This is a genomic window from Priestia sp. AB, assembly GCF_028369225.1.
Classification (GTDB): Bacteria; Bacillota; Bacilli; order Bacillales; family Bacillaceae_H; genus Priestia; species Priestia megaterium.
Window position 1 is genome coordinate 41769 of sequence record NZ_JAQMYN010000019.1, and the last position, 9109, is coordinate 50877.

A 9109-nucleotide genomic window follows, 5' to 3' on the forward strand; every position below is an offset into this window, starting at 1 on the left:
TATATAGATAGATATAAATGAGTGTATTGACTCATAAGGAGGACCTCATGAATCAAGATTTATTCAATTATATACAAAATCATAAATCAGAAATTTTTGATCGATGGCTAGTGTTAATGAATGATGTGGAAACAGAGCGGATTAAAAACATTGTATCTGAGCAAGTGTACGTAAATGTAAGCTCTGATTTTGTAAATTTACTTTTGGCAAAAGCATTCCGTGATCAGGAAAATTTTGCAGAGGAACTAGAGGAAGTAGTAGGACGAGTTGTGAGTTTAGGATGGCCTCTTGCTTATTTGACACAGGGTGTACGTAACTTGGGTCACGTAGTGGTTGAAGGGTATGTAAACAGTGAACATGTAAAGGCTGACCAAACTCATTCTGAATTATTCTATCGGTTTGACAAGTGGTTAAGCCCTATTTATAACAAAATAGTAGAACAATACTCCAACTCGTGGGAAAATACAGTTATGTTGCAAAAAGTGGCACTTCAAGAATTGTCTGCTCCATTAATACCGGTATTTGATAAAATTACCGTAATGCCGCTTGTAGGCACAATTGACACTGATCGTGCAAAGAAAATTATGGAAAACTTACTGCAAGGTGTCGTAAAGCACCGATCAGAGGTCGTATTAATAGATATTACCGGAGTACCAGTAGTGGATACGATGGTGGCCCATCATATCATTCAAGCTGCTGAAGCCGTACGTTTGGTTGGAGCCAAGTGTTTGTTAGTAGGAATTCGTCCGGAAATTGCTCAGACTATTGTGAACTTAGGTATTAACTTAAATGAAATTATTACGAAAAACTCATTAAAAAAAGGCGTAGAGTTTGCGTTAGAAATGACTGAGCGGAAAATAGTTGATATAGAATCGGAGGAATAAACGTGAGAATACCCATTTTGAAATTGTACGACTATTTATTGGTATCCATTCAATGGGAGCTGGATGATCAAACGGCTATTCAATTCCAAGAAGATTTGCTAAGTAAAATTCATCAAACTGGAGCAAAAGGAGTGGTAATCGATTTAACTTCAATTGATATGATCGATTCATTCATCGCAAAAGTTTTAGGTGACGTGGTTAGCATGTCTAATTTGATGGGGGCTAGAGTAGTATTAACAGGTATCCAGCCTGCAGTAGCTATTACACTTGTTGAGTTAGGGATTGGCCTAAATGATGTTCTTACTGCACTCGATTTAGAAAAAGGTCTTGAGAAACTCCAATCGGAATTGGGGGATTAGTATATGGAATTCCAATCCAGCGTAAAAATCGTAACAGAATGGGACATCGTAGCGGCACGCCAATTAGGTAGAAATGTGTCGAAAGAGCTAGGGTTTGGAACAGTTGACCAAGCTCGTATTACAACCGCCATTTCTGAATTAGCTCGTAATATTTACCTATATGCGGGTAAGGGTCAAATCTATATTGAGAAATTAAATCGTGGAGGAAAAAACGGTCTTCTTGTCGTAGCAACAGATGAAGGGCCAGGTATCCCCGACGTTCGCAAAGTAATGGAAGATGGATACTCAACATCGGGTGGACTAGGAGCTGGGCTTCCTGGGGTAAAACGATTGATGGATGAGTTTGACATCGAAACAAATGTCGGAGAAGGTACTGAGATTAAAGCAGTTAAGTGGCTCCGGTAGGAGGAAATAGATAATGTCTTTTGATAAAGAGATGAGAGATTTATACAAAGATATTTTGGGGAACTATATCCAAACACAAAATGAACAAATTTTGTATCAAGGACAAAAACTAAGTAGAAAATCTTTAGAGAATGAAATATCGCCAGAAGATATTGTGAGCATTCATAAAGAAGTGATTGAAGAAATTTATTCTGATATTCCAGAAAAAGTGCTGCATTCTCTGGACTTTTTACTTGAGGTAATGATTAGCTACGGTCTTGCTCTTCGTGAGCATCAAACATTAAAAAATAAGCAGCGGGAACTTCGTTCTGAAATTGAAGTTGCCGCTAACGTCCAGCAGACGCTGTTGGGGACAAAGGTTCCGGCTAGTTCAACTTTAGAAATTGGTGCGATTAGCGTACCGGCTAAACAGATGAACGGAGATTATTTTCACTTTGTAGAAGAAGAGCACGGTGGGTTAAGTATTGCCATTGCCGATGTGATCGGCAAAGGAATTCCAGCTGCAATGTGTATGTCTATGATCAAATATGCAATGGACAGCTTACCGGACTCAAGAAAAAATCCAAGTTATGTATTAGAGAACTTGAATAATATTGTAGAGCGAAACGTAGATCCAAGTATGTTTATTACGATGTTCTACGGAAGCTATAATCCCGAGACAAACTTATTTGATTATGCATCTGCAGGGCATGAACCAGGTTTTTATTATGATGCCAAAGCTGATTCATTTGAAGATTTGGAAGCAAAAGGACTCGTGCTAGGAGTCGATCGCCATGTGAAATATCTTCAGTACGAGCAGCAGCTTTCAAAAGGCGATATGATTGTTCTGTTAACAGATGGCGTAACAGAATGCAGAACTGAAGAAGGATTTATTGAAAGATTGGACATCATAAAATTAATTCGAAAATACATGCATTTGTCTCCTCAAGAAATTGTAGAGTCTGTATATAAAGAGCTGGAAAAATTACAGCATTTTCAATTGAGGGATGACTTTACATTGATTATTTTGAAGAGTTTAGTTTAAGTATTCTAAATAAGGGTACAGAAAAGATAGCACAAAATTAGAGGGGGTCTACTAATACGATGAATTTAAAAATAGATATACAAAAGGACGGTCAAGCATATCGTATTAAGCTGGCTGGAGAGATTGACGCATATACAGCACCTAAGCTAAAAGAAAAGTTCATGGAAATTACTGAACATACTGAACCAGAAATTATAGTTGATTTAACCGATGTATCATACATGGATAGTACAGGACTAGGTGTATTTATTGCATTGTTAAAAGCCAATAAGAAAAATAACGGCTCTTTGAAATTTGTTGGTGTATCAGAGCGCATCAAGCGCTTATTTGATATTACGGGCCTCACAGACATTTTAAACGTGAATTCACAAGTAGAAGGTGGCGTAAAATGAAACAGCCTTATGACTTTGTTGAGATGAAGATTCCTGCTAAGCCAGACTACGTAGCGATTATTCGACTGACGCTGTCTGGTGTAGCGAACCGGATGGGTTTTTCTTATGATGAAATTGAAGATATGAAAATTGCTGTGAGTGAGGCATGTACAAATGCCGTACAGCATGCTTACAAGAATGAAGAAAATGGTGAAGTGAGAGTAGGTTTTGGTTTATTTGATGACCGTTTAGAAATCATGGTGGTCGATAAAGGTGAAAGCTTTAATTTTGAAGAGCTTAAGGAACATATAGGACCTTATGAAACATCAAAAGAAGTTGAATTTCTTCCTGAAGGTGGACTTGGTTTATATTTAATTGAAACACTAATGGACGAAGTGAAAATGGTCAATTCAAAAGGTGTAACGCTAATGATGACTAAGTATGTGCAAAGAGAGCAGGTGGAGAGTGATGAAAACACAGTCTCAACCTATGAAATTAACTAAAGAACAGGTTCAGGAACGAATTGAGCGCTTTCAAAAAACGCAGGATGAAGAAGCACAAAGTGATCTAGTAGTACATTACAAGAACCTTGTTGAATCTATTGCACGTCGCTATTCAAAAGGCAGAAGCTTACATGAAGATATTGTGCAGGTAGGGATGCTAGGACTGTTAGGAGCTATTAGAAGGTATGATGCTTCATTTGGAAGAAGCTTTGAATCGTTTGCTGTTCCTACAATCATTGGAGAGATTAAGCGATTTTTACGCGATAAAACGTGGAGTGTTCACGTACCGCGCCGCATCAAAGAATTAGGTCCTAAAATTAAAGCAGCTGTCGAAGAGCTAACAACCCGTTTACAGCGATCTCCTCAAGTGAAAGAAATTGCTGATCATATCGGAGTGACAGAGGAAGAAATTTTAGAAACGATGGAGATGGGGCAAAGTTATCAAGCGTTGTCTGTTGATCATTCCATTGAAGCAGACTCTGATGGAAGTACTGTTACAATCCTTGATTTAGTAGGTGAACAAGAGTCGGGTTATGAGAAAACTGATCAGCGCTTAGTGTTAGAAAAGATTCTTCATGTATTAAGCGATAGAGAAAAAGAAGTGATTCGCTATACATTTATTGAAAATCTGAGTCAAAAAGATGCCGGTGAGAAGTTAGGGATTTCTCAAATGCATGTATCTCGACTGCAAAGAAGAGCTCTTGATAAGCTAAGGACTGCAGCTCGCTCAGATTCTAACGATTCGGAGTATATGTCGTGATGACAGTAGACCCTAATACAAAGTTGATTCAAACTCATATATACCAAGAGCCAAAGCAAGGGAATGTATGTTGTGGAGATAGTTACTATGTCAAAGAAACGGATGACTATTTTCTATGTGCAGTGGCAGATGGATTAGGAAGCGGTGAACAAGCTAGAGCCGCTTCTGTAGCTGTTACGGATGTAGCGAAAGCTCATCATCATCTAGATGTGGATGAGATCATTTCTAAGTGTAACAAAGCTACTCGACATACAAGAGGCGCGGCAGTAGCTATTTTGAAAATTGATAAAAAACATAACGAATTTCATTATACAAATGTAGGTAATATCCGCTTTTATCTGTATTCTCCGGAGGGGAAATTAACGTACCCTCTGCCAATTCAAGGTTTTTTATCAGGGAAAATTCAAAAGTTCCGCACACAAACCTTCCCATATGACTCCGGTTCTAAATTTTTGATTCATACAGATGGCTTAGAATTAAAAGAGATTAAATCTGTTTTTGCTAACTCGATGAATGTAGATCAATTGTCGACACGGCTACAGGCAGCAATTCGATCTCATAATGACGATATTACGTATATCGCTGGTCATCTTCCAACTGCATAGCCTTTCTTTGTAGCTCACATGTGTTATTGCATGTGAGTTTTGTTACAATAAAGACAAAGTTTCATTTAGCTAGGAGGATAAGCTGTGTCTGTTGCAACGAAATTAGATAATCAAATTGTTCAACGTGTAAGTAAAGAGGTGGAGATTTCACAAAAGCAAGTACAAAACGTAATTGCTTTAGTAGAAGACGGTAATACAGTTCCCTTTATTGCTCGATATAGAAAAGAACAAACTGGTGCTTTGGATGAAGTCCAAATCCGGAATATTTTAGATTCCTGGAACTACTTAATGAATTTAGAAGAGCGTAAAGAGGAAGTTCTTCGATTAATTGAAGAGCAAGGGAAATTAACTGAGGAACTGGCTGCTCAAATTCATCAAGCGAAGAAATTGCAGCAAGTAGAAGATTTATACCGCCCTTTTAAGCAAAAACGACGTACAAAAGCAACTGTAGCAAAAGAAAAAGGTCTTGAACCATTAGCACAGTGGCTACTAAGTTTTCCACGTTCTGACGTGAAGAACGAAGCGAAAACGTACATAAATGAAGAAGCGGGAGTTCAATCTTCTGAAGAAGCTATTCAGGGAGCCCTAGACATTGTAGCGGAACAAATTTCTGACGAAGCATCTTACCGTCAATGGATTCGTACGACTACTGTAAAAGATGGCATAATTGTTACTTCAGTCAAAGATCCGGAAAAAGATGAAAAAAATATCTATGAAATGTACTATGAATATACAGAAGCGGTAAAGCGAATCGTTCCTCATCGTATCTTAGCCATGAATAGAGGAGAAAAAGACGGTATTTTAAAAGTGAGTATTGATGCGCCTACAGATCGTATTCTTTCATATTTACATAAACAAGTAATCAAAAAGAGGGATTCTTCAGCTGAAAGTTATATCGTCTCAGCTATAGAAGATGCTTATAAACGATTAATAGAACCATCTATTGAACGCGAAATTCGTAAAGAGCTATCAGAAAAAGCGGAAGAAAGAGCCATTCACATCTTTTCTGAAAACTTACGGAAACTTCTTCTCCAACCTCCATTGAAAGGGAAAGTGGTATTAGGAGTAGATCCAGCTTTTCGAACAGGCTGCAAATTAGCTGTAGTAGATGAAACAGGCAAGGTATTAAAAATTGATGTTATTTATCCACATCCTCCTGTGAGAAAAGCAGCTGAAGCGCAAAATAAATTAAAGAAAATGTTCGTTGAATACCCTATTGAAGTAGTAGCCGTTGGAAACGGAACGGCATCTCGCGAAACGGAGCAATTTGTAGCGGATGTTCTTAAAGAGATTGAAAACCCAGTTTATTATTTGATTGTGAATGAAGCGGGAGCAAGCGTGTATTCGGCTTCTGATGTTGCTAGAGAGGAATTTCCTGATTTTCAAGTAGAAGAGCGAAGCGCTGTATCGATTGCCAGAAGGCTGCAAGATCCGCTGGCTGAACTTGTGAAAATCGATCCTAAGTCGGTAGGAGTAGGGCAGTATCAGCATGATGTGTCTCAAAAGCAATTAAATGATTCACTGACTTTTATTGTAGAGACAGTAGTAAATCAGGTAGGAGTAAATGCAAACACGGCTTCTGCTTCGCTTCTACAATACGTTGCTGGTCTAAATAAGACAGTTGCTCAAAACATTGTAAAATATCGGGATGAAAACGGAAAATTCTCTAACCGAAAACAGTTGAAGAAAATTCCGCGTCTAGGCGCTAAAACGTATGAGCAGTGTATTGGTTTTTTACGTATTATAGAAGGTGAAGAACCTTTAGACAGAACGGGTATCCATCCTGAAACATATGGAGACGTTAAAAAGCTTTTAAAGAAAGCTGAAGTGAAAGAGACTGAGCTTGGAACGGAGAAAGTAAAAGAAGCATTAAAACATATTTCTTTACCCGAAATATCAGAAGAACTAAGGATAGGGGAGCTTACTTTAAAAGACATTATAGAAGCGCTCGTAAGACCGGAAAGAGATCCTCGTGATGAACTGCCAAAACCTTTACTCCGTCAGGATATTTTGAAACTAGAGGATCTTGCCAAAGGTATTCAGCTTGAAGGCACGGTGCGAAACGTCGTAGACTTCGGAGCGTTCATCGATATAGGAGTTAAGCAAGACGGTCTAGTCCATATTTCTAAATTAACAAATCGGTACGTTAAGCACCCCCTCGATGTCGTTTCAGTAGGAGATTTGGTGAATGTGTGGGTAGAAGACGTAGATATGAAAAAAGGAAGAGTCGCACTGACGATGATTCCGCCTCATCAATAATAAAATTGCCTTTTCAGAAAATCTGAAAAGGCAATTTTATTTGTAAAAAGAAGTGATTTAAGAAGCGGAGTTATTTTTTTGATAAAAAAACCAACATTGATTGAGCAATTTTATTTGTGCACGGTCTTTTTCAGAATAAGCGCGCCTCATTTGTTTTTGTAGCCACATTGGCATAAGGACAATCACTCCTTTTCATTTATGATAAGGTAAATAGTGAGTATGTAATGAAGTGTATGCCCAAAGAGCTAGTCAGGTGATTTCATACAGTAGAGGAGTATATAAGATGAATGATAAGGATTTACAAATACTTGTAGAAGAAATTTCATTGAAGCTGTTTCACAAACCATTTCGTCATGAAGCCACTTTTAATTCTCGTTTACGTACGACAGGTGGAAGGTATTTATTACGTACATCTAATATAGAAGTAAACTACAAATACTTTGAACAATATGGCACACAAGAAATAGTAGCAATCATTAAACATGAGCTCTGTCACTATCATTTGCATATTGAGGGGAAAGGGTATAAGCATGGAGATCAAGACTTTAAAAGCCTAATGAAAGAAGTAGGCGCCCCCCGGTTTTGTCAGGCATTGAAAAAAGAAAGTGATGGAAAGAAAAAAGAGCACATATATGTATGTATGCAGTGTGAGCAAAAATATGTTCGAAAAAGAAAAGTGAACACGGTTAAATATGTTTGTGGAAAGTGTAAAGGTAAATTAAAAAAAATGTAGAAGATGCTTGACTAAAATAGATTGATTATGATAAATTAATAAAGCCGTCTCAAATAAACGGCAAAGAAATCACAAAAACTTATTGACATTACATATAATGTCGATTACAATGTAAGAAGTCTGATAAATATTATTCCACAGTAGCTCAGTGGTAGAGCTATCGGCTGTTAACCGATCGGTCGTAGGTTCGAGTCCTACCTGTGGAGCCATATGGAGAAGTACTCAAGTGGCTGAAGAGGCGCCCCTGCTAAGGGTGTAGGTCGTGTAAGCGGCGCGAGGGTTCAAATCCCTCCTTCTCCGCCATTTTATAATGGCCCGTTGGTCAAGCGGTTAAGACACCGCCCTTTCACGGCGGTAACACGGGTTCGAATCCCGTACGGGTCACCATTGATTTTCATTTACATATTCTGTGGAGGATTAGCTCAGCTGGGAGAGCACCTGCCTTACAAGCAGGGGGTCGGCGGTTCGATCCCGTCATCCTCCACCATTTGACTGTTTTATACATAATTTTGGATGGTCCCGTGGTGTAGCGGTTAACATGCCTGCCTGTCACGCAGGAGATCGCGGGTTCGATTCCCGTCGGGACCGCCATTTTAAATTATTGGGCTATCGCCAAGCGGTAAGGCAACGGATTTTGATTCCGTCATGCGTTGGTTCGAATCCAGCTAGCCCAGCCATAAAGAGCCATTAGCTCAGTTGGTAGAGCATCTGACTTTTAATCAGAGGGTCGAAGGTTCGAGTCCTTCATGGCTCATTTTCATTTCTTGCGGGTGTGGCGGAATTGGCAGACGCGCTAGACTTAGGATCTAGTGTCTTTACGACGTGGGGGTTCAAGTCCCTTCACCCGCATCTTATTCATTTTATGTATTTAGCGGTCGTGGCGGAATGGCAGACGCGCTAGGTTGAGGGCCTAGTGGGGGCGACCCCGTGGAGGTTCAAGTCCTCTCGGCCGCACCAAAAAAACTTTTTAAAAAAGTGTTGACATAAGAAAATAGAAATGATATTATAATAAAGTCGCCAAAACAACGGCGGTAAACATCATAAGAAGCGCCCGTAGCTCAATTGGATAGAGCGTTTGACTACGGATCAAAAGGTTAGGGGTTCGACTCCTCTCGGGCGCGCCATATTGCGGGTGTAGTTTAGTGGTAAAACCTCAGCCTTCCAAGCTGATGTCGTGAGTTCGATTCTCATCACCCGCTCCAAATA

Annotated in this window: 11 protein-coding genes and 11 tRNA genes; 21 read left to right on the plus strand and 1 reads right to left on the minus strand. The window is 39.2% G+C overall.

The genetic code is table 11. The annotated features are described in order from the left end of the window. Positions 1-47: 47 nt before the first annotated feature. The 9 genes from POF52_RS28015 to POF52_RS28055 all read left to right on the plus strand — a co-directional run bounded on the left by POF52_RS28015 (position 48) and on the right by POF52_RS28055 (position 7170). On the plus strand, positions 48-884 hold the full coding sequence (locus tag POF52_RS28015; RefSeq protein WP_013055005.1) for an RsbT co-antagonist protein RsbRA: 837 nt from the start codon (positions 48-50) through the stop codon (positions 882-884). A gap of 2 nt (positions 885-886) precedes the next feature. Then, positions 887-1243, plus strand: a complete 357-nt coding sequence (locus tag POF52_RS28020) for an STAS domain-containing protein (RefSeq protein WP_013055006.1) — start codon at positions 887-889, stop codon at positions 1241-1243. A 3-nt stretch (positions 1244-1246) separates the two neighbouring features. Continuing rightward, complete coding sequence (locus POF52_RS28025; protein ID WP_013055007.1) at positions 1247-1648, plus strand: anti-sigma regulatory factor; 402 nt, start codon at positions 1247-1249, stop codon at positions 1646-1648. A 13-nt stretch (positions 1649-1661) separates the two neighbouring features. Further along, on the plus strand, positions 1662-2672 hold the full coding sequence (locus POF52_RS28030; RefSeq protein WP_013055008.1) for a PP2C family protein-serine/threonine phosphatase: 1011 nt from the start codon (positions 1662-1664) through the stop codon (positions 2670-2672). Between the two features lie 59 nt (positions 2673-2731). Further along, positions 2732-3064, plus strand: coding sequence for an anti-sigma factor antagonist (locus POF52_RS28035; protein ID WP_013055009.1), 333 nt, complete (start codon positions 2732-2734; stop codon positions 3062-3064). Further along, entirely contained in the window at positions 3061-3546 is a 486-nt protein-coding gene (gene rsbW / locus POF52_RS28040) for an anti-sigma B factor RsbW (protein WP_013055010.1), read from the plus strand. The genes POF52_RS28035 and rsbW overlap by 4 nt, the downstream gene beginning before the upstream one ends. After that, the gene (gene sigB / locus POF52_RS28045) at positions 3512-4306 is read left to right on the plus strand and encodes an RNA polymerase sigma factor SigB (RefSeq protein WP_013055011.1); all 795 of its coding nucleotides are present in this window, start codon (positions 3512-3514) and stop codon (positions 4304-4306) included. Before rsbW ends, sigB begins: the two co-directional genes overlap by 35 nt. Continuing rightward, a complete protein-coding gene (locus POF52_RS28050) occupies positions 4306-4911 on the plus strand; it encodes a PP2C family serine/threonine-protein phosphatase (protein WP_013081423.1) in 606 nt (201 codons plus the stop codon). Before sigB ends, POF52_RS28050 begins: the two co-directional genes overlap by 1 nt. Before the next feature lie 84 nt (positions 4912-4995). After that, positions 4996-7170 (plus strand): Tex family protein, encoded by a 2175-nt coding sequence (locus tag POF52_RS28055; protein WP_271997053.1) that lies wholly within the window; start codon positions 4996-4998, stop codon positions 7168-7170. A gap of 57 nt (positions 7171-7227) precedes the next feature. Here POF52_RS28055 and cmpA read toward each other — a convergent pair whose 3' ends face one another. Further along, on the minus strand, positions 7228-7344 hold the full coding sequence (gene cmpA / locus POF52_RS28060; protein ID WP_013055014.1) for a cortex morphogenetic protein CmpA: 117 nt from the start codon (positions 7342-7344) through the stop codon (positions 7228-7230). A 109-nt stretch (positions 7345-7453) separates the two neighbouring features. Here cmpA and POF52_RS28065 point away from each other — a divergent pair, with 109 nt between their 5' ends. The 12 genes from POF52_RS28065 to POF52_RS28120 all read left to right on the plus strand — a co-directional run bounded on the left by POF52_RS28065 (position 7454) and on the right by POF52_RS28120 (position 9105). Continuing rightward, on the plus strand, positions 7454-7903 hold the full coding sequence (locus tag POF52_RS28065; protein WP_013081425.1) for a SprT family protein: 450 nt from the start codon (positions 7454-7456) through the stop codon (positions 7901-7903). A 134-nt stretch (positions 7904-8037) separates the two neighbouring features. Next, positions 8038-8112 (plus strand) — tRNA-Asn (locus POF52_RS28070). A gap of 3 nt (positions 8113-8115) precedes the next feature. Further along, positions 8116-8206 (plus strand) — tRNA-Ser (locus tag POF52_RS28075). A gap of 9 nt (positions 8207-8215) precedes the next feature. Continuing rightward, positions 8216-8290: transfer RNA gene (locus POF52_RS28080), tRNA-Glu, on the plus strand. Between the two features lie 24 nt (positions 8291-8314). After that, positions 8315-8390 (plus strand) — tRNA-Val (locus POF52_RS28085). Between the two features lie 28 nt (positions 8391-8418). Next, positions 8419-8494: transfer RNA gene (locus POF52_RS28090), tRNA-Asp, on the plus strand. Positions 8495-8505: 11 nt separating this feature from the next. Beyond that, positions 8506-8580 (plus strand) — tRNA-Gln (locus POF52_RS28095). A gap of 4 nt (positions 8581-8584) precedes the next feature. After that, a tRNA-Lys gene (locus POF52_RS28100) sits at positions 8585-8657 on the plus strand. A 12-nt stretch (positions 8658-8669) separates the two neighbouring features. After that, positions 8670-8752: transfer RNA gene (locus tag POF52_RS28105), tRNA-Leu, on the plus strand. Between the two features lie 22 nt (positions 8753-8774). Continuing rightward, positions 8775-8860 (plus strand) — tRNA-Leu (locus tag POF52_RS28110). Positions 8861-8950: 90 nt separating this feature from the next. Next, positions 8951-9027 (plus strand) — tRNA-Arg (locus tag POF52_RS28115). Between the two features lie 4 nt (positions 9028-9031). Continuing rightward, positions 9032-9105: transfer RNA gene (locus tag POF52_RS28120), tRNA-Gly, on the plus strand. The last annotated feature ends 4 nt before the right edge of the window (positions 9106-9109 follow it).

Bases quoted from the DNA above. Each gene is read 5' to 3' on its own strand.
- POF52_RS28015 (WP_013055005.1), top strand. From the start codon at position 48: ATGAATCAAGATTTATTCAATTATATACAAAATCATAAATCAGAAATT.
- POF52_RS28025 (WP_013055007.1), top strand. From the start codon at position 1,247: ATGGAATTCCAATCCAGCGTAAAAATCGTAACAGAATGGGACATCGTA.
- POF52_RS28030 (WP_013055008.1), top strand. From the start codon at position 1,662: ATGTCTTTTGATAAAGAGATGAGAGATTTATACAAAGATATTTTGGGG.
- POF52_RS28035 (WP_013055009.1), top strand. From the start codon at position 2,732: ATGAATTTAAAAATAGATATACAAAAGGACGGTCAAGCATATCGTATT.
- rsbW (WP_013055010.1), top strand. From the start codon at position 3,061: ATGAAACAGCCTTATGACTTTGTTGAGATGAAGATTCCTGCTAAGCCA.
- sigB (WP_013055011.1), top strand. From the start codon at position 3,512: ATGAAAACACAGTCTCAACCTATGAAATTAACTAAAGAACAGGTTCAG.
- POF52_RS28050 (WP_013081423.1), top strand. From the start codon at position 4,306: ATGACAGTAGACCCTAATACAAAGTTGATTCAAACTCATATATACCAA.
- cmpA (WP_013055014.1), bottom strand. From the start codon at position 7,344: ATGCCAATGTGGCTACAAAAACAAATGAGGCGCGCTTATTCTGAAAAA.
- POF52_RS28065 (WP_013081425.1), top strand. From the start codon at position 7,454: ATGAATGATAAGGATTTACAAATACTTGTAGAAGAAATTTCATTGAAG.